Origin of the sequence: Ideonella alba (genome assembly GCF_018069845.1) — a bacterium.
Lineage (GTDB): Bacteria > Pseudomonadota > Gammaproteobacteria > Burkholderiales > Burkholderiaceae_C > Ideonella > Ideonella alba.
The window spans coordinates 296,090-314,668 of sequence record NZ_JAGQDD010000001.1; the positions used below are offsets into that span (position 1 = coordinate 296,090).

Sequence of the window (18,579 nt, forward strand, 5' to 3'; positions counted from 1 at the left end):
GTCCTTCAGGCCAGGGCTTCGCGCAGCAGCAGCGCGGCCAGCAGCGCCATCGTGGCACCGATCAGACCGTCCAGCCACTGCCAGGCGCGCGGCCGCGCAAACACCGGTGCCAGCCAGCGCGCGCCGTAGCCCAGCGCGCCGAACCACAGTGCGCTGGCGCTGCCGGCGCCGCCAATGAAGGCGCCGCGCAGTGCCGGCGGCTGCTGCGCCCCGATGCTGCCCACCAGCAGCACCGTGTCCAGGTAGACATGCGGATTGAGCAGCGTGAAGGCGGCGGCCTGGGCCAGCGCCGCGCCCAGCGCCATCGGCGCGCCGCCGGGTGCGGCCTGCAGTGATTCGGTGTGCAGCGCCCGGCGCAGCGCACGCCAGGCGTACCCCGCCAGGAACAGCGCGCCGCCCAGCGCCAGCGCGCGCGCCAGCCCCGGCCGATCGCCCAGTGCCTGGCCCAGGCCCAGCACGCCGGCGGCGATCAGCGCCACATCGGCCAGCGCGCAGAACGCAACGATCGGCCCCACATGCTCGCGCCGCAGGCCCTGGCGCAGCACGAAGGCGTTCTGCGCGCCGATCGCCACGATCAGGCTGCCGCCCAGCGCCAGACCCTGCAGGAAGACCGGCGCTGCGGCCGGGAAGTCGTCATTCATGGGGACAGCTTGCCAGCGACCGTCGATGAAGACAAACTCAATCCGCTAACCGAACATAAGGAAAACTGAATCCATGTTGGACTACGCCGCACTCGCCGCGCTGGCCGCCGTGGTGCGCGAAGGCAGCTTCGAGCGCGCCGCGCGCGCACTGCATGTCACGCCCTCGGCGGTGTCGCAGCGCATCCGCTGGCTGGAGGAGCGCAGCGGCTGCGCGCTGGTGCTGCGCGGCCAGCCCTGCACCGCCACCGAGGCCGGCCGCCGCCTGTGCCAGCACGTCGACCGCGTGCGCCTGCTGGAGCAGGAGCTGCAGGGCGCGCTGCCCACGCTGGCGCCGCAGGACGGCGTGCGCGTGCCGCTGCCGGTGGCCGTCAATGCCGACAGCCTGGCCACCTGGTTCGCCCCTGCGCTGGCGGCCTTCGCGGCCGACGCCCCGGTGCTGATGCAGGTGGCGGTGGACGACGAGGAGCACACCGCCGGCTGGCTGCGCAGCGGCGCCGTGCTGGCGGCGGTGTCGTCGGCGCCGCGCGCGCCCGCCGGCTGCAACAGCCAGCCGCTGGGTGCGATGCGCTACCTGGCCGCCGCCAGCCCCGCCTTCATGGCGCGCCACTTCGCCGACGGCGTGGGCGCCGGCAGCCTGGCCCGCGCGCCCAGCCTGGTCTTCAGCACCAAGGACGAGTTGCAGCAGCGCTGGGCCCGCCGCGTCTGCCACCGCCACGTGGAGCTGCCGCGCCACACCCTGCCCTCGTCCCAGGCCTTTGTCACTGCCGCGCTGGCCGGCATGGGCTGGGGCATGCACCCGCTGCCGCTGGTGGCCGACGCGTTGCGGCGCGGCACGCTGGTGGAGCTGGTGTCGGGGACGGTGCTGGAGGTGCCCTTGTTCTGGCACCAGGCGCGGGCGGCGTCGGGGCTGCTGGATGGGTTGACGCGGGCGGTGACACGGGCGGCGAAGGCGGCGCTGGCGGGTTGACGCCGCAGCAGGCGCCAGCCGTGGCTGGCGACCGGTGGGCGACGCCGTCAGCCATCGGTGACCGTCGGGCCCTCGGTGTCGGCTGCCGCACAGACCCGGTCCCGCTGGCGGGCCCAGGGTGAGGCCGTCGCTGGAGGTGCGTGCCTCCTGCGCAGGCCTTCAACGAGGCCCTGCTGTCGTTCCTGCGGACCTGAGCGCCGGCTGCCTTGAAGGGTGCGGCAGCGCACCGACGGTCCCACGGCCCGCGTGCACGATCGCGCCTGTGTCGCCTTCGACAGGCCCATGCCCCCACAGGAGTTCCTCATGACGCACCACCGCCTTGCCATGACCGTTGCCTCGATGGGCGCCCTGCTGCTGGTCGGTGCCTGCAGCGCGCCCCCGATGGCGCCGATGTCCACGATGCTGTCGGCCAGGCTGTCCGGCGCCAGTGAGGTGCCCAACGTCATGTCGGACGCGACCGGCACGGTCGACGCCAGCCTCGAACCTGACAGCCGGGTCCTGACCTGGCGGATCAGCTACTCGGGCCTGAGCGGACCGGTCACGGCCGCACACTTCCATGGACCGGCGATGGCTGGCCAGAACGCGGCGCCGGTCGTCCCGATCGGCGGCCCGCTGCTGAGCCCCATCATGGGCCGTGCCACGCTGACGCCGAGCCAGGCCGCAGACCTCATCGCCGGCAAGTGGTACCTGAACCTGCACACGACCGCCCACCCGAACGGGGAGGCCCGCGGGCAGGTCAACGTCCGGCCATGATCCAGGCCGGTGGAGACGAGCGTGGCTGGTCCTGCTGAGACGCTGGCGCACCGCGCCGGGCGGCCCGCCGCCGCCGCCACGATCCCATCCAACCAGCCCGATCGACCCGACGTGCCCGATGAGTCCGACTCGTCGGTGGCGGGTGAAGAAGATCCTGGCGCGGCGCTGGACCTGCCGGGCGCGGGTGCCGAGCCGCCCGCGCCATGGTGCCCGTGGCCGCGGCGGTGTCCGGACTGACACGGCGGCGCGCACCGCCCGGCTGATCAGCGTTCGCGGAAGCCCTGGCGGAAGAAGCCGGCCACCGGTTCCAGCAGGAAGTCCAGCGCGCTGCGCTCGGTCACCCGGATGTAGACCTCGGCGGCCATGCCGGGGCGCAGCGGCACCGCGGCGCGGCGGGCCTCGTCGGCGTCCACCTGCAGCAGCACGGTGAAGTAGGCGCTCCCGTTGCGCTCGTCGGTCAGCGCATCGGCCGAGACGCGCTGCACGCGCGCCGCCAGCAGCCGCTCGAAGCGCTGCGCGCCGGTCAGCAGCTTCAGCTCGGCGGCCATGCCTTCGCGCACGTCGGCGCCGGCGTCCAGCGGCAGGCGGGCTTCGACGAACAGCGGCGCATCGGCCGGCACGATGTCGACCACCGGCTCGCGCGGGCCCAGCGCCGAGCCGGGGGTGTTGACGCGCAGGTTCAGCAGCCGGCCGTCCACCGGCGCCAGCACGCGCTGGCGGCTCTGGTCGTCGCTGCTGGCGCGCAGGCGCTGCTCGGTCTCGGCCAGGCGCGGGCCCAGCTCGCGCAGCTCGTCGCTGGCGGTCTGCACATAGCTGTCGCGCAGGCTGCGGCTGCGCGCGTCCAGCGCGCCCAGGCGCTGGCGGGCCTGGGCCAGCTCGGCCTCGTTGGCCAGGTGGCGCGACTGGTATTCGCTGGCGTTGCGCTCCAGCCCCAGCACGCGGGCGCGGCCGACGAAGTTCTGTGCCTCCAGCGCCTGGTTGGCGCGCAACTCCTCGGTCATCAGGGCCAGCGCGCGCTGCGAGTTGACCCGCTCGCGCTCGCGCACCTCGATCTCGGTGCGGGTGTCGCGGATCTGCTGCGACTGGCCGTCGGTCTGGGCCACCAGGTTGGCGCGGCGCGCCGCGAAGGCGGCGCGTTCCTGGGCGGCCAGTTCGGGCAGGCGCTTCACATCGGCGAACTCGCGCAGCAGGGCCGCTGGCGGCTGCCACTGCGCGGCCTGGGCCACCTCGGCCTGTAGCCGCGACTGGCGCAGCCGGTCGGCGGCGAAGGCGGCGCGCAGCTGGTCCTGCGACGCGTCCACGCGCACGTCCTCCAGCTCCACCAGCAGCTCGCCGCGGCGCACCAGCTGACCTTCACTCACCGCGATGCGGGCGACGGTGCCGCCGTCGCGGTGGGTGACGGTGCGGCGGTTGGCGTCCACCTTCACCACGCCCTGGGCCACCACGCCACCGGCGATCGGGGCCAGGGTCAACCAGGCCGTCATCAGCGCCAGCCAGGCGCCGATGATCCACAGCGCCTGGCGCTGCAGCGGGCGCAGGCCGGGCACCGGGTCGGCGGGCAGGGGAGCGACGGCGGCGGTCATGCGGGCACCGCCGGGGTGGCGGCGTTGTTCGGGGTGTCTTGGGGTGTGTCGCGCGGCGCGTTGTGCGGCGCGCTCTGCGCCGGGTCGCGCGGCACGTCGCCGGGCGGGTTCTGGGGGGCCTCGTTGCGGGCGACAGTGCGCTCCACGCTGCCCTCCTTCAGCACCACCACCTGGTCGGCCACCGACAGCAGGCGCCGGCGCTGGGTCACCGCCACCACGGTGGCGCCGCGGGCCTTCAGGCCGGCGATGGCGGCCACCAGCGCGTCTTCGCCCTCGCCGTCCAGGCTGGCGTCGGGCTCGTCCAGCACCACCAGCGCGGGCTCGCCGTACAGCGCGCGGGCCAGCGCGATGCGCTGGCGCTGGCCGCCCGACAAGGCCATGCCACGCTCGCCCACCGGCGTGTCGTAGCCCTGCGGCAGGCGAAGGATGAAGTCATGCACCTGGGCCGCCTGCGCGGCGGCGATCACCGCCTCGGCCTGGGCGTTGCCGAAGCGGGCGATGTTCTCGGCCACGGTGCCGGCGAACAGCTCCACGTCCTGCGGCAGGTAGCCCAGGGCCGGGCCCAGGCGGGCCGGGTCCCAGTGGCGGATATCGGCGCCATCCAGACGCACCGCCCCGGCGGCCGGGCGCAGCACGCCCACCAGCAGGCGGGCCAGCGTGGTCTTGCCGGCGCCGCTGCCGCCGATCACCGCCAGCACCTCGCCCGGACGCGCCGACAGGCTGACCTGGCGCAGCAGCAGGCGCTGGCCGCCGGGCACGCTGGCGCTGAGCTGTTCCACGGTGAGCGCGCCGCTGGGGCGCGGCAGCGCGGTGGCGGCGGTGGCCTCCAGCGGCTGTTGCAGCAACTGGTCCAGGCGACGGTAGGCGGCGCGGGCATCGGCCAGCAGGCGCCACTGCGCCATCAGCTGCTCCACCGGCGCCAGCGCGCGGGCCAGCAGCACGGTGCAGGCGATCATCAGACCCGGCGTGGCGCCGCCGCGGATCACCAGCCAGGCACCCAGGCCCAGCATCAGGATCTGCACCGCCTGGCGCAGCGTGCGGGTGAGGCTGCCCAGACGCGCGGCCAGGCGGCCGCCGTCTTCGGCGGTCTGCTGTTGCTGGTCGAGCTGGCGCAACCACTGCGCTGCCAGGGCGTCGCCCATGCCCAGCGCGGTGACCACCTCGGCGTTGTGCAGGCTGCGTTCGGCCACCCGCTGCGTGGCCCGGGCCTGGGCCTGCACGCGCGCCTGATGGCCGCGCAGGCTGCGGTCCTGGGCCCAGCTCAGGCCCAGCAGTGCGGCGGCGCACAGCAGCGCCAGGCCGCCCAGCCGCAGGTCGAAGGCGGCGATCAGCGCCAGGTAGACGGGGGCCCAGGGGGCGTCGCACAGCGCCACCACCGCGGGTCCGCCGATGAAGGCACGCAGCGTGCCCAGATCGCGCAGGCCGTCGGTGGGGGCACCGGGTTCCTGGCGGGCGCTGGCGGTGATCAGGCGGCTGAGCACGCCGGGGCCCACCTGGCGTTCCAGCGCATGGCCGGTCAGCGCCAGCATGCGTGAGCGCAACTGCTCCAGCGCGCCCATCGCCACCAGCGTGAGCAGCGCGGCGATGGCCAGCATGGCCAGGGTCTCGACGCTGTGGGTGACCAGCACGCGGTCGTAGACCTGCAGCATGTAGATCGACGGCGCCAGCAGCGCGATGTTGACGGCCAGGCTCAGGCCCAGCACGGCGCCGATCGGCCGCGCCAGAAAGGCGCGCAGGGGCATCGGGGGGCGGTCGTGGGCGGGCATGTCGGGGCAGGGGACAGCGGCGCGCGGGCAGGCCGCAGCACCAGGCTGGGCCATCCTAGGCCGCCTGCCCCCCCGCCAATGCCCGGAAAAGCGGCCCGCCAGCCGCCCGATCCCGGGCCCTGGGTCAGGTGATGATGAAGTCCAGCGCGCTCAGCGCCAGTCCGGGCCCCAGCTTGGCCACCAGCACCGCGGCGCCGGCGCCGTTGCCGTCGGCGTCGTAGTAGAGCTGGCCGCCGTCGCTGTCGTAGACCAGGTAGTCGTTGGCGTCCATCGCCACGCCGGCGGTGTTGGCGGCGAAGTAGGCCGCCGACAGCGTGCCGGTGGTGACCAGCTTGGTGAACACGCCGTTCTCCAGCGAGAAGCTGTCGTCGGCCACGTTGTAGTCGGTGATGGTATCGGCGTTCAGCGTGGCGGAGGGGGCGGTGTCGAAGCGGAAGGTGTCGGAGCCCAGGCCGCCGGTGAGGGTGTCGTTGCCCAGCCCGCCGGCCAGCGTGTCGTGGCCGGCGCCGCCGCTCAGCAGGTTGTCGCCCGAGGTGCCGCTCAGGCGGTCCGAGAAGCCGCTGCCCAGCACCGCCTCGATGTTGCGCAGCGTGTCGGTGCCGCTGCCGCCGGTCAGCTGCGCGCTGGTGCTGGCCAGGTTGACCGTGACCGCGCCGGTGGCGTTGCCGTAGTCCACCGTGTCGAAGCCGGTCAGGCCGTCGATGGTGTTGTTGCCGGCGCCGGCACCCAGCAGGTTGGCGCCGGCATTGCCGGTCAGGTTGGCGCTGCCGGTGCTGGCGATGCGGCCGTTCTCGATGGTGGTGCCGAGCGTGTAGCTGCTGAGCAGCGAGGCCACGGTGTCGGTGCCTTCGCCGGCCAGTTCGGTCACGACATCGCCCAGGTGGTCGACCAGGTAGGTGTCGTCGCCCGCGCCGCCGGCCATCGTGTCGGCGCCGATGCCACCGTCCAGCGTGTTCGCGGCGGCGTTGCCGGTGAGCTGGTTGGCCAGCGCATTGCCGGTGCCGTTGATCGCCGCGCTGCCGGTGAGCGCCAGGTTCTCGACGTTGGCGCCCAGCGTCACGCTGACCGAGGCGCGCACGGTGTCGAGGCCGCCGCTGCTGCTGCTCTCGACCACCACGTCGGCGGTGCTGTCGACGATGTACGTGTCGTTGCCGGCGCCGCCATTGAGCGTGTCGTTGCCCAGGCCGCCGTCCAGCGTGTTGGCCGCAGCGTTGCCGGTGATCTGGTTGCCCAGCGCATTGCCGGTGCCGTTGATCGCGCCGCTGCCGCCCAGCACCAGGTGCTCCAGGTTGGCGCCCAGCGTGTAGCTGACGCCGGACTGCACCGTGTCGATGCCGCCGCTGGCGCTGCTCTCGACGACGACGTCGCCGACGTGGTCGACGATGTAGCAGTCGTCGCCCGCGCCACCGTTCAGCGTGTCGGCGCCCAGACCGCCGTCCAGGAGGTTGGCCGCGGCATTGCCGGTGATCTGGTTGGCCAGCGCATTGCCGGTGCCGTCGATCACCGCGCTGCCCAGCAGCACCAGGTTCTCCAGGTGGTTGCCCAGGGTCCAGCTGACGCTGGACTGCACGGTGTCGATGCCGTAGGTGGCGCTGCCTTCGGTGACCACGTCACCGACCTGATCGACGACGTAGGTGTCGTCGCCGGCACCGCCGTCCAGGGTGTCGGCACCGGCCTTGCCGTCCAGCAGGTTGGCGCCGCTGTTGCCACTCAGCAGGTTGGCCGCGCTGTTGCCGGTGGCGTTGATCGCGGCGCTGCCCAGCAGCGCCAGGTTCTCCAGGTTGCTGCCCAGCGTGTAGCTGATCGCGCTGCGCACGGTGTCGGTGCCCTGGCTGACGCTTTCGGTGACGACGTCGCCGGCCTGGTCAACCACGTAGATGTCGTCGCCGGCGTAGCCGCTCATGGTGTCGGCGCCGGTGCTGCCGTCCAGCAGGTTGGCGCCGCTGTTGCCCAGCAGCGTGTTGGCCAGGCTGTTGCCGGTGCCGCTGAGCGCCAGCGTGCCCGAGGCCAGCTGCAGCCGCTCCAGGTTGGCGCCCAGCGTGTAGTTGACCGCGCTGCGCACGGTGTCGGTGCCCTGGCTGGCGGCTTCGGTGACGATGTCGCCGGCCTGGTCGACCACATAGGTGTCGTCGCCAATGCCGCCGTTCAGGCGGTCGCTGCCGGCGCCACCATCCAGCGTGTCGTTGCCGGCCCCGCCTTCGAGGTACTCGCCCGAGCGCAGGCTGCCGGTCAGCAGGTCAGCGTAGTTGGAGCCGCGCAGGCCCTCGATGCGCAGCAACTGGTCCTGGTTTCCGTAGCCGTCCTGGCTGACGCGGCCGGTGGCCAGGCTGGCCACCACGCCCTGGCGGGCGGTGCCGTAGTCGGCGATGTCGAAGCCGGCGCCGCCGTCGATCGTGTCGTTGCCGGCGCGGCCTTCCAGCAGCTCGAAGTGGCCATCCACCGCCTTGGTGTCGCGGTCGGAGCCGACGATCAGGTCGTTGAAGTCGGAGCCGCGCACCTGCTCGATGTTGCGCAGCTCATCCGTGCCGCCCAGGCCGTCCTGGGCCCAGCCACCCAGCGTGGCCGTCTGCGCATCCCAGCTGAGGTGGACCTCGACGCCGCTGGTGCTGCTGGCGTAGTCGGCGCGGTCGAAACCGGCGCCACCGTCGATCGTGTCGTTGCCGGCGCCGCCGCGCAGCACCTCCTTCTTGCCGCTGTTGCTGTAGTCGGTGCCGTTGGCCGTGGCGCCGCCGAGCAGCACATCATCGAAGCTGGTGCCGAAGGCGCCCTCGATGTTGAGCAGCGTGTCGGTGCCCATGAAGCTGCCCTGGGCCGTGCCCGCCGCCAGATCCACCGTGACCGCGCTGGTGGTCGATGGGGCGTCGTACCTGACGATGTCGAAGCCACCGCGGCCGTCGATCGTGTCGTCGCCCTGCATCCCCTCGAAGGACTCGGTGTAGGCGGTGGCGTCGCTGCCCAGCAGCACGTCGGCGTAGGCCGAGGCGCGCACCTGGTTGATGTTGGTGAACTGGTCGTGGCCGGCGTTGCCGCTCACCGTGTCATCCCGGGTGTCGGCGCGGCCGGTGGCCAGGTCCACGGTGACACCGGCGCGGGCGCCGAGGTAGTTCAGGCGGTTGTTGCCGAAATCGCTGACCTGGCCGCCATCGATGGTGTCGTTGCCGACGCCGCCGTAGAACATCTCGAACTGCTCGGCGGCGCTGCCGATCATCACGTCGTTGCCGTTGCCGGCGGTGATGAAGTTGACGTTCACCACGGTGTCGGTGCCGACGCTGCCGTCGGCGCTGGTCACCGTGCCGCTGCCGGTGCTGCCGTTGCCGGTCAGGCCGCTGAGGTCGATCGTCAGCGCGGCGTTGACGCCCGAATAGCTCAGCGCGTTGCCGTCGGTGTAGTTGATGCGGTCGCTGACCACGCCGCCGTCGATGTAGTCGTCGCCCGCGCCGCCCAGCAGGGTGTCGCCGCCGGCGCCGCCCTGCAGCACGTCGTCGCCGGCGTTGCCGATCAGCAGGTCGTTGTCGGCGCCGCCGTCAATCTGGTCGTGGCCCAGGCCGCCGTCGATCGAGTCGCGGCCAGCCCCGCCGTCGATCGTGTCCTGGCCCTGGTAGCCCATCAGGCTGTCGTTGCCGGTGCTGCCGGCCATCACGTCATTGCCCCAGAAGGTGGCTTCGTTCATCGAGGCCCACAGCGAGAAGCTGCCGCCCTCGGGGCTGCTGATGCGCAGGAAGTCGAGGGTGTCGGTGGCGTTGTCGGCGCTGTCGCCGACCAGCCAGGACACGGTGTTCGACAGCGCCTGGATGCCCAGGGCCGGCGAGAACAGGTCGGACATCATCACCGAGTCGCCCAGGTGCCAACCCATGCCTTCCCACTGCACGATCTGCACCGTCAGTTGGGCATTCATGAAGGCGTGGCTGTCCAGCCCTTCGGTGGCGTTGGCATCGAAGTTCGGATTGGCCACCAGCGTCGAGGGGCGGAACTGGATGGTCAGCGTACCGTCGGCCTCGGCCACCACCTGGCCGGCCTGGTCGAAATTGGCGAAGGCCGGATCGGCGCTGGCGTAGCCGCGCAGCGCATCGAGCATGCCGCCGGACAGGCCGCGCGCGGCGCCGTCCAGCGCCTCGAACTGCAGACCAGTGTAGTGCTGCGAGGCCACCTCACCCGCGGGCGCGTCGTTGCCCACCCAGTCCTGCACCACCTGACCACCCTGGTCGGTGGCCGGCGGGTGGTAGCTGACGCTGACCTGGGCGTTGTCGGGGATGCTGCGGTCCAGTGTCAGCAGCACGCCGCGGTTCATCTCGGCCTTGAGCACGCCGTAGGTCTCGGTCTGGCCGTTCACCGTGACGCTGACGGTGAACAGCGAGGGGTCGGGCTGGCCCATGTCGGCGCGCCAGCCGTTGGACGCGGTGTTGGGCAGGCTGTCCAGGCCCTGCCAGTTGGGCGTGTCGAAGTGCAGGTTGACCTGGTCGCCCTGGTGGAAGGCGGCGATCAGTGTGGGTGCCTGGTCGGTCATGCCGATCTGCACCGTGCCGGCCTGGTCGCCCGCGGCGCCCACCCAGGTCTGGCCGTCGGCCGAGATCGACACCGTCCAGCGGATCACGCTGGCGTGCGAGGGCTGGTCCACCCCCGGCACATAGGACACGCCGATCTGCTGCAGCACCGCCTGCATCGTGGCGCTGTCCAGCGCGCTGCCGTCGGCGCTGTCGATGCGCAGGTCCCAGGTCGGCTGGCCGTCCTCGGCCACGCCCTCGACGCTGCTGGCGCGCAGGGCCACGCTCTGGCCGTCGATCCACAGCGTGAAGTCCACCGGGTCCTGGGCGCTGGCATAGGCCAGCGTGGGGGCGTCGTGCTGCAGCTCACCGGTGACGGGGTCCACCGAGTCCCAGCCCAGGCGCCATTGCAGCGACACGTCCAGGTTGGTGGCGGCGCGGTCGGTGTGGATCAGGATCGACGAGATGCCGGCGTCCAGGCCGATGTGCGCGTTCCAGAAGGGGTTGGGCTGGCCTGGCACGAAGCCGCCGTCCACCGCCCAGGCCAGGTGCGGCCCGAAGTCGTAGTAGGACAGCGTGCCCGGGTTCTGGCCGTTGAGGTCCACGCCCAGGCCGGCGGTCAGCGAGGGCTGGACGTCCACCATCGTCACATGGGTCACCGGCACCGCGTCCGGCTCGGCGCCGCTGAAACTCCACTGCAGGCCGATCTGGCCGGCAGCCGTGCCATCGGCCGGCTGGAAGGTCAGCGCGGCCAGCAGCGCATCGAGCTGGGCCTGCGTGAAGCCGGGCGCCAGCGTGATCTGCACGGTGCCGCCGCCCTGGGTCCAGGTGCAGCCGCTCAGGTCCACCACCGGCAGGCCGGCGTCGTTGGCGGCCACGGCGAACTGGTCGCCGGGGTCGGCGCCGCCCAGGCGGCTCAGGGTCAGGGTGCAGCCGCCGTAGTTGCCCTGCTCGCCATTGAGGGCCGCCAGGTCGGCGTCGTGCAGCGCGACGAAGCGGCCGATGGCCACCGGCGCGTCGCCGACATGCCAGTGGGCGGTGGTGTCGGCAAAGCTGGCGTCAAGCTGGCCGTCGGCCAGCAGGCGCACGACGAAGCTGTCGCGGTTGTCGCCATTGACCGCGTCGCCGACGATCAGCACCCGGCCCTGCGCATCCACCAGCACCTGGCGGGCGATGTCCTGGCCGCTGCTGACCGGCAGCAGCGCCACGCCGCCGTTGCCGAACTGGGTGTCCAGGCTGCCGTCCGCGCCCAGCCGGATGGCGAAGCTGTCGGCGTCGGCGCCGTCCAGCAGCGTGCCGCCGTGGCCCACCACCACGACGCCGCCGTCGGCCAGCACGGCCAGGTGCATGGCGGTGGATTCGGTCAGGCCGGTGTCGAGCACGACCATGCCGTCCTGGCCGAAGCTGGTGTCGAGGCTGCCGTCGGCATGCAGGCGCAGCACGGTGCCGCGGGGATGGCCATCGACCATCGTGAAGCCGCACATCAGCAGCGAGCCGTCGGCCATCTGCACCAGGCTGTGGTCGCCGGGCTGCGGCATCCGCAGCGGCAGGACCACCTTGCCGTCGATGCCCCAGGTCAGGTCGAGCGCGCCGCTGGCGTCCAGCTTGGTCAGCACGCGGTGGGTGCCCTGCATGCCTTCGGTCCAGCCGCTGCAGTCGAGGATCAGGCCGCCGTCGGCGCTGGCCACCAGGCCGCGCAGGCCCTCGGCGGTGTCGATGCGCGGCACGTCCAGCGTGCCGTTGCCGTTGCCGCCGAACCCGGTGGCGATGCTGCCATCGGCGTTCAGGCACAGCAGGCTGGCGCCGTTGTGGTCGGCCGACCAGCCGCCCAGCACGATGCGGCCGTCGGCCAGTTGCACCAGGTTGCTGCCGTAGGCGTCGCCCGCGCCCAGGGGCACGCGCACCAGACCGTTGTCGCCGAAGCTGCTGTCGCGGCTGCCATCGGCGTTCAGGCACAGCACCGCGAACTCGTAGCGCCAGCCGTCGCCCACGAAGCCGCCCAGCAGGGTGCGGCCGTCGTCCAGCACCAGTACCGCATTGGCCTGGTCGACCGAGAAGGGCAGCGCGTCCACGGTGGTGGTGCCGCGATCGGCCCAGTCGGCGGCAGGGCGGCCGTCGGCGTCCACCCGCCAGGCGCGGAAGTCAAAGCCGGCCAGGTTGCGCTGGTGGCCACCCAGCACCAGCGAGCCGTCGCTCAGCAGCTGGGCACCGGTGGCCCATTCATCGTGGCCATGCTGGGCCAGCATCAGCACGCCCTGGCCGCCGAACTCGCCAAACGCGGGCGCGTCGTCCACCGGGGTGACGGTGCCTTGCACCGTGCCGTCGGCCACCGCGGTGCCGCTGGCATCCAGCCACTGCAGGGTCAGCGACAGGCGGTCACCGTTGTCGTTCGCCTCGGGCACGAAGCGCACGCGCCCGGCCAGCACGTCGGCCAGCGGGATGTCCGAGCCCGGTTGCAGGAACTCGTCGCCGTTGTAGAGCTCGCCGCGCAGGTTCAGCGCGGCGATGTGCAGGGTGATCGCGTCCTCGGTCTGCGGCCAGCCCAGCAGGCTGGCATCGAGCACGAACGGGGTGTCTTCCGGGGTGGTGAAGGCGGTGCTGGTCGTCACGGCAGGTCTTTCGGGCTGGACAGGCGCCTGCGCGGACGCGCGCAGGCGCACCCCCGCCTGGGGGCCTATGGGCTATCGGCGCCGCAGCGCAGCGAATAAGCCGGCGGTCCCTCGACCGTGAACTGCTTCACGCCGCCTGCCGGCGGCCGGGCCCTCAGGCCTGCTCGGCGGCGACCAGCGCGGCCAGCGCCTGGGCCACCTCGTCGGGCGACACGCCCTCGCCCAGCGCCACCGGCGCGCCGTCCAGCGCGGCGGCGCCCTCGGTCTTCAGGCGCTTGACCCAGGCGCCGGCGTCGCGGCCGCCGTCAAAGCCCTGGCTCTGCAGCAGCACCCGGCCGTCGTGGGCGCTGAGCTTGAAGTAGAAGCGGTTGTCGGCCTCGCGGTACTGCTTGAACACCGGCAGCTGGACCTTGGGCTTGGCCGCGGTGTCCACCGGCGCGGCCAGCGCCTGGAAGCGGCGCAGGCCCACCGCGTGGCGCAGCTCGTCCAGCAGCGGGCGGGCGATGGCGCGCGCCTTGGCGGCGCCGGCCTGCAGGATGGCCTCGATCTTCTCGGGCTCGGCCATCAGCGCGTCGTAGCGGGCGCGCATCGGCGCAATCTGGCGGTTGATCTGCTCGAACAGGCGCTGCTTGGCCTCGCCCCAGGCCAGGCCGGCGCGCAGCTCGGCGCGGAAGGCGGCGCGCTCCTCGGGCGTGGCGAAGGCGTCGAAGATCTGGATCAGCGCGGTGCCCTCGGGCTCCTTGGGCTCGCCGGGCAGGCGGCTGTCGGTGACGATGCGGGCAATGGCGTCGCGCAGCGCCTTCTCGCCGCCCTCGAACAGCGGGATGACGTTGTCGTAGCTCTTGCTCATCTTGCGGCCGTCCAGGCCGGGCAGCAGCTCCATCTCGGCGTCGATCTGCGCCTCGGGCAGCACGAAGAACTCGCGCCCGATGGCGGCGCCGTAGAGGTGGTTGAAGCGCTGCGCCACGTCGCGCGCCATCTCGATGTGCTGGACCTGGTCCTTGCCCACCGGCACCACATGGGCGTTGAACATCAGGATGTCGGCAGCCATCAGGATGGGGTAGCAGTACAGGCCCATCGTGATGCCGGCGTCGGCGTCCTCGCCGGCGGCGGTGTTGGCGTCGGTGGCGGCCTTGTAGGCGTGGGCGCGGTTCATCTGGCCCTTGCCGGTGACGCAGGTCAGCAGCCAGGTCAGCTCGGGGATCTCGGGGATGTCGCTCTGGCGGTAGAAGGTGGCGCGGTCGGTGTCCAGGCCGGCGGCGATCCAGGTGGCGGCGATCTGCAGGCGGCTGGCCTCGATGCGGGCCGGCTCGTCGCACTTGATCAGCGCATGGTAGTCGGCCATGAAGAAGAAGCTGTCGACGTCGGCGCGCCGGCTGGCCTCGATGCAGGGACGCACGGCGCCCACATAGTTGCCCAGGTGCAGGGTGCCGGTGGTGGTGATGCCGGTGAGGACGCGGGTGACGGGCATGGTGGCGCAGTGCAGCGGTGGAACGACGGGAGCGGCGATTGTCGCCGCTCCCGCCAGGCCGGTCGCTCAGCGCGGCAGGCGCAGGCCGCGCCGGCTGCGCTCGCGCAGCGCCTGCAGCAGCGCCTGCACCTCGTCGCCGGGGCGCTGCGGCTGCTTCCAGTAGGCCGAGCAGTCGTCCTCACGCGCCAGCAGGCCCATGTTGATCAGCTCGCGCCGCGGGGTGACGTGGTCGCCGTAGATGGTCCAGGCCTTGAGCAGTTCGTTGACCTCGCGCTCGGTGTAGCGCCGGCCGGTGTCGAAGCGGGTCCACAGCACCCACATCGCCAGCCGCTGCACGCTGTGCTTGTGCGGCCAGCGGGTCAGCCGGCCCCAGTCGTCGAACTGGGTCAGGGCCTTGGCCGCGGCGGCGCTGAGCGGCGCGGCCGGGGTATCGGGCGCGTCGTCCACCACCGGCGGCGCCTCGGCGGGCGGCTCGGGGGCCAGCATCGGCGCCAGCGCGCGCATCGCCTGCCAGTTGCGGTGGCCGGCGGCGTGGGCCAGCATCTGCAGCAGCTGGGTGTGGCTGGGCGGCTCGGCGTGCTCGGCGTGGTGGCCGACCAGCTGGCGCCGCAGCGCCTTGGCAAAGCCCGACAGGTCGGGGCTGTGCAGGGGCACGCGCTGGCGCTCAGTTCGCCGCGCGGGAAGGGAGGTGTCCGTGTTCATGCATGTCTCCTGCATGCACCGGGGAGTGGCGCGAGTCAGGCCCGCGCCGGCTGGGGTTGCCGACTTGCAGCCGCGGTGCACACCAGACAAGGGGTGAACAACAGGCGGTGGAATCAGGGCAGGTTCAGCTCGCAGACGGGCTGCGCGGCAACGCCTCGGTGAACTGCCGACCGGGGCCGCGATGATAGCGGCCCCGACGGCGGCGTCAACGCTTGAGCGTGGGCGACTCCAGGTCCAGCGCGCTGGCCTCGATGCTCAGCGCCTGCGGATCCAGCGCCTTCAGCGTGGGGCCGCTGGCGGCCACGTCGCCGACGATCACGGTGCGCAGCTGATCGGCGCGCCAGTGGCGGGCGGCGTAGTCGCGCACCTGCTCGGCGCTGACGGCCTCGATCTCGGGCACCACCTGGCGCAGCTGGGCCAGCGGGCGGCCGCGCTCGATCTCGCCCAGGACGATGCCGGCGATGCCGCCGGTGGTGTCGAACTGGCGCGAGAAGCCGCCGATCAGCGAGGCCTTGCGCGCCGCCAGCTCGTCGGCAGCGGGGGCTTCGCGGCCCAGGCGCTGCATCTCGTCCATCGTCACCTGGGCCAGCTCGGCGGCGGTGGTGGGCTTGGTCTGCGCGGCGGCCTTGAGGATGCCGCCGCTGGCCTGGCTGTCGTGCATGGCGGTGGCGCCGTAGGTCAGGCCACGCTTGATGCGCAGCTCGGCGCCCAGCCGGGCCGAGTAGCCGCCGCCCAGCACCGCGGTGGCCAGCTGGGCCGCGCGGCGATCGGGGGCATCGACGGCCACGCCGGGCGCGGTGACCACCACGCCGCTCTGCCCGGCGCCGGGCAGGTTGACCAGCACGGTGCGCGGCGTCTGCGGCGCAGGCGGCTCGCGCCGGGCCTGCGGCGGCGCCGTGTCGGTGCCGCGCCAGTCGCCCAGCGTCTGCTGGGCCAGGCGGCGCGCCTGCTCGGGCGTGATGTCGCCCACCATCACCAGCGTGGCCTGCTGCGGCTGGGCCAGTCGGCGCTGCAGCTCGCGGATGTCGTCCAGCGTGATGCGGCCGACACTGGCCGGCGTGGCCTGGCTGCCGAACACCGACGCGCCCCAGGCGCCCTGGGTGGCGGCCAGGTTGGCCAGCTGCATCGGATCGGCCAGCGGGATCTTCAGACCGTCCAGGGTCTGGGCCTTCAGGCGTTCGAGCTCGTCGGCGGCCAGCAGCGGCTCGCGCACCACCGCGGCCACCAGGGTCAGCGCCTCGGGCAGGTGGGGCGTGACCACGGTCATGCTGGTGCTCAGGCCGCCGCGGCCGGCACCGGCCTCCAGCGCGCCACCCAGCGCCTCGGCGCGCTGCGCCAGCGCGCTGGCGCCCAGGGCCTGGCCGCCGACACGCGCGCCCTTCAGGCGCAGCTGCGCGGTCAGGCTGCTCAGGCCGGCGCGGCCAGCGGGCTCGGCGCTGCTGCCGGGCGCCAGGTGCAGCACCACGCTGACCAGCGGCACCGAGTGGCGCGGCACCACCACCAGGCGCAGGCCGTTGGGCAGGCGGTCTTCATGGATGTCGGGCAGGGCCAGCACCGGGGGCGTGCCGGGCACCGGGGGCTCGTCGACCCCCGGGGTGGCGGCGGCGGGCAGGGTGGCCAGCACCAGGCTGGCCAGCAGCGTGGCGCGGCGCAGACGCTGGGGCAGGCGCTGTGGCAAGGCGGGGGACATCAGCGGCTCTCCTGGCGGGTCGGGGTGCGGGGCCGCGCGCTGCGGCCCTGGGTGTAGTGCAGCACCGTGCTGGGGCGGCCCAGCACGTACTGGCGCAGCACGCGCTGCACATCGGCCGCGGTGACGGCCTGCAGTTCGGCCAGCTCGCGGTTGATGGCCTCGGGGTCGTTGCGGTGGATCACCGCCCAGCCGATGGCTTCGGCCAGGCCCTGGGCGCTCTGGCGCGCGCCGAGCGAGGCGGTGAGCATCTGCGTCTTGACCTTGTCGAGCTCCTCGGCCGGGATCGGGCCCTGGGCCAGGCGGCGCAGCTCGGCCAGCAGCGGCGGCAGCAGCTGCTGCGGCGTGCTGCGGCCGGCGGCAATGGCGTAGGCGAAGATCGCGCCGGCGTCGGTGTGCGGGTCGGCCTGGAAGGCGGCGGCCTGGGCGATGCGCTGGCGGTAGACCAGCGACTGGTTCAGCCGCGACGATTCACCCGAGGACAGCAGCGCCTGGGTCACCGACAGTGCCGCCACGTCCGGGTGGCCGGCCTTCGGGCCCTGCCAGATCGCCACCACCGCCGGCAGCGGCACGCTGGGGCCGGTGACGGCCTGGCGGCGGCTGCTGCGCCAGACCGGCTCGGCCACGTCGACGCGCGGCACCGGGGTGGCGGGACGGGCGATCGGGGCGAAGTAGCGGTCGACCCAGGCATCGAGCTGCGCCGGATCGAAGTCGCCGGTGACGATCAGCACCGCGTTGTCCGGCCGGTAGTAGGTGGCGTGGAAGCGGCGCACGTCGTCCAGCGTGGCGGCGTCCAGGTCCTCGATGCTGCCGATCACCGGGCGCCGGTAGGGGTGGCGCTGGTAGGCCGCAGCCGGGATCGCGTTGAACAGCCGGCCGTAGGGCTCGGCCAGCACGCGCTGGCGGAACTCCTCCTGCACCACCGCGCGCTCGCTGCGGAAGTTGGCCTCGTCCAGGCGCAGGCTGGCCAGGCGGTCGGCCTCGGCCCACAAGATGCGCTCCAGGTGGTGCGAGGGCACGACCGCGTGGTAGGCGGTGACGTCCTCGGCGGTGAAGGCGTTGTTCTCGCCGCCGACGTCCTCGGTCAGGCGGTCGAACTGCTCGGGCAGCATGTGCGCCGAGCCCTTGAACATCAGGTGCTCGAACAGGTGGGCGAAGCCCGAGCGGCCCTCGGGGTCGTCCTTGCCGCCGACGCGGTACCAGACATTGATCGCCACCGTGCCCACGCCACCGGCGCGCAGGCTGATGACCTGCAGGCCATTGGCCAGGCGGCGCTGTCGCAGAGGCAGGGGGGGCACGGCCAGCGGGGTGGCCGCCAGGGCGGAGCCGCCGGCCAGGCTGGCCAGCGGGGCGCCGGCCAGGCCCGCGAGGAGCTGGCGGCGATCGAAACAAGGCATGGGTGGGGTCTCCTGATCGGTGCCGGCGAGCATACGCCCGCGCGGCCGACCCGGATGGATCCCGTCCTGCGCCGCCGGTTCCGTGACCGGCGTGGGGGGGTCAGGCGCTGAGGTCGATGTGGCGGCCCAGCGTGCCCTCCTGGGCCAGCGGGCGGCTGGTGGCCTTCTCGGTGCCCGGGTCCTTGCGCTGCTTGGTGACCATCTGCTCGAAGGCCGTGCTGGCGGCCTGCAGGTCGCCACCAGCCAGCGCGGCCTGCAGGCGGGCGAAGGGGCCATCGGTGCGCCGAACGCGGTCGTCGGCGGCGGCCTCGCTGAGCTGCCCGAAGGCGCTGCGCGCGGCGTCGAGGTTGCCGCTGGCCAGCGCCTCGGCCAGGGCCTCGCGGGCCTGCTGGCGGCCGGGCTTGACGCGGTCGCCTTCGGTGATCATGGCGGTGCGGCCGCCCTGGATGCTGCTGATGCTCATCGGATGCTCCGGGTAGGGTGGGTGCCCGGTCCCCCGGCGGGGGCTGCACCCGGCGCTAT

General features: G+C 73.1%; 11 protein-coding genes. 2 read left to right on the forward strand and 9 right to left on the reverse strand.

Features of this window, described 5'->3' with window-relative positions; all coding sequences use genetic code 11:
- Positions 1-5: 5 nt before the first annotated feature.
- Positions 6-641: a LysE/ArgO family amino acid transporter gene (locus KAK03_RS01235; RefSeq protein WP_210851289.1), complete on the reverse strand. Its 636-nt coding sequence runs from the start codon at positions 639-641 to the stop codon at positions 6-8.
- Positions 642-714: 73 nt separating this feature from the next.
- Between KAK03_RS01235 and KAK03_RS01240 the strand changes: the two genes are divergently transcribed.
- Together KAK03_RS01240 and KAK03_RS01245 are read left to right on the forward strand one after the other, a co-directional pair.
- Positions 715-1,608, forward strand: coding sequence for a LysR family transcriptional regulator ArgP (locus tag KAK03_RS01240; protein ID WP_210851291.1), 894 nt, complete (start codon positions 715-717; stop codon positions 1,606-1,608).
- Positions 1,609-1,911: 303 nt separating this feature from the next.
- Complete coding sequence (locus tag KAK03_RS01245; RefSeq protein WP_247660857.1) at positions 1,912-2,361, forward strand: CHRD domain-containing protein; 450 nt, start codon at positions 1,912-1,914, stop codon at positions 2,359-2,361.
- A gap of 263 nt (positions 2,362-2,624) precedes the next feature.
- Here KAK03_RS01245 and KAK03_RS01250 read toward each other — a convergent pair whose 3' ends face one another.
- From KAK03_RS01250 to KAK03_RS01285, 8 genes are all read right to left on the reverse strand, one after another.
- Positions 2,625-3,944, reverse strand: coding sequence for an HlyD family type I secretion periplasmic adaptor subunit (locus KAK03_RS01250; protein WP_210851293.1), 1,320 nt, complete (start codon positions 3,942-3,944; stop codon positions 2,625-2,627).
- Entirely contained in the window at positions 3,941-5,710 is a 1,770-nt protein-coding gene (locus KAK03_RS01255) for a type I secretion system permease/ATPase (RefSeq protein WP_210851295.1), read from the reverse strand. Before KAK03_RS01255 ends, KAK03_RS01250 begins: the two co-directional genes overlap by 4 nt.
- A gap of 124 nt (positions 5,711-5,834) precedes the next feature.
- Complete coding sequence (locus KAK03_RS01260) at positions 5,835-12,800, reverse strand: SwmB domain-containing protein (protein ID WP_210851296.1); 6,966 nt, start codon at positions 12,798-12,800, stop codon at positions 5,835-5,837.
- A gap of 154 nt (positions 12,801-12,954) precedes the next feature.
- On the reverse strand, positions 12,955-14,271 hold the full coding sequence (locus KAK03_RS01265; RefSeq protein ID WP_210851297.1) for a tryptophan--tRNA ligase: 1,317 nt from the start codon (positions 14,269-14,271) through the stop codon (positions 12,955-12,957).
- A 66-nt stretch (positions 14,272-14,337) separates the two neighbouring features.
- Positions 14,338-14,973 (reverse strand): DUF2087 domain-containing protein, encoded by a 636-nt coding sequence (locus KAK03_RS01270; RefSeq protein ID WP_210851298.1) that lies wholly within the window; start codon positions 14,971-14,973, stop codon positions 14,338-14,340.
- A 205-nt stretch (positions 14,974-15,178) separates the two neighbouring features.
- Entirely contained in the window at positions 15,179-16,663 is a 1,485-nt protein-coding gene (locus KAK03_RS01275) for a M16 family metallopeptidase (protein WP_210851299.1), read from the reverse strand.
- Positions 16,663-18,057 (reverse strand): M16 family metallopeptidase, encoded by a 1,395-nt coding sequence (locus KAK03_RS01280; protein WP_210851300.1) that lies wholly within the window; start codon positions 18,055-18,057, stop codon positions 16,663-16,665. The genes KAK03_RS01275 and KAK03_RS01280 overlap by 1 nt, the downstream gene beginning before the upstream one ends.
- A 100-nt stretch (positions 18,058-18,157) precedes the next feature.
- Complete coding sequence (locus KAK03_RS01285) at positions 18,158-18,520, reverse strand: hypothetical protein (protein ID WP_210851302.1); 363 nt, start codon at positions 18,518-18,520, stop codon at positions 18,158-18,160.
- Positions 18,521-18,579: the final 59 nt, after the last annotated feature.

Bases quoted from the DNA above. Each gene is read 5' to 3' on its own strand.
- KAK03_RS01280 (WP_210851300.1), bottom strand. From the start codon at position 18,057: ATGCCTTGTTTCGATCGCCGCCAGCTCCTCGCGGGCCTGGCCGGCGCC.
- KAK03_RS01285 (WP_210851302.1), bottom strand. From the start codon at position 18,520: ATGAGCATCAGCAGCATCCAGGGCGGCCGCACCGCCATGATCACCGAA.
- KAK03_RS01275 (WP_210851299.1), bottom strand. From the start codon at position 16,663: ATGTCCCCCGCCTTGCCACAGCGCCTGCCCCAGCGTCTGCGCCGCGCC.
- KAK03_RS01270 (WP_210851298.1), bottom strand. From the start codon at position 14,973: ATGAACACGGACACCTCCCTTCCCGCGCGGCGAACTGAGCGCCAGCGC.
- KAK03_RS01245 (WP_247660857.1), top strand. From the start codon at position 1,912: ATGACGCACCACCGCCTTGCCATGACCGTTGCCTCGATGGGCGCCCTG.
- KAK03_RS01235 (WP_210851289.1), bottom strand. From the start codon at position 641: ATGAATGACGACTTCCCGGCCGCAGCGCCGGTCTTCCTGCAGGGTCTG.
- KAK03_RS01255 (WP_210851295.1), bottom strand. From the start codon at position 5,710: ATGCCCGCCCACGACCGCCCCCCGATGCCCCTGCGCGCCTTTCTGGCG.
- KAK03_RS01265 (WP_210851297.1), bottom strand. From the start codon at position 14,271: ATGCCCGTCACCCGCGTCCTCACCGGCATCACCACCACCGGCACCCTG.
- KAK03_RS01250 (WP_210851293.1), bottom strand. From the start codon at position 3,944: ATGACCGCCGCCGTCGCTCCCCTGCCCGCCGACCCGGTGCCCGGCCTG.
- KAK03_RS01240 (WP_210851291.1), top strand. From the start codon at position 715: ATGTTGGACTACGCCGCACTCGCCGCGCTGGCCGCCGTGGTGCGCGAA.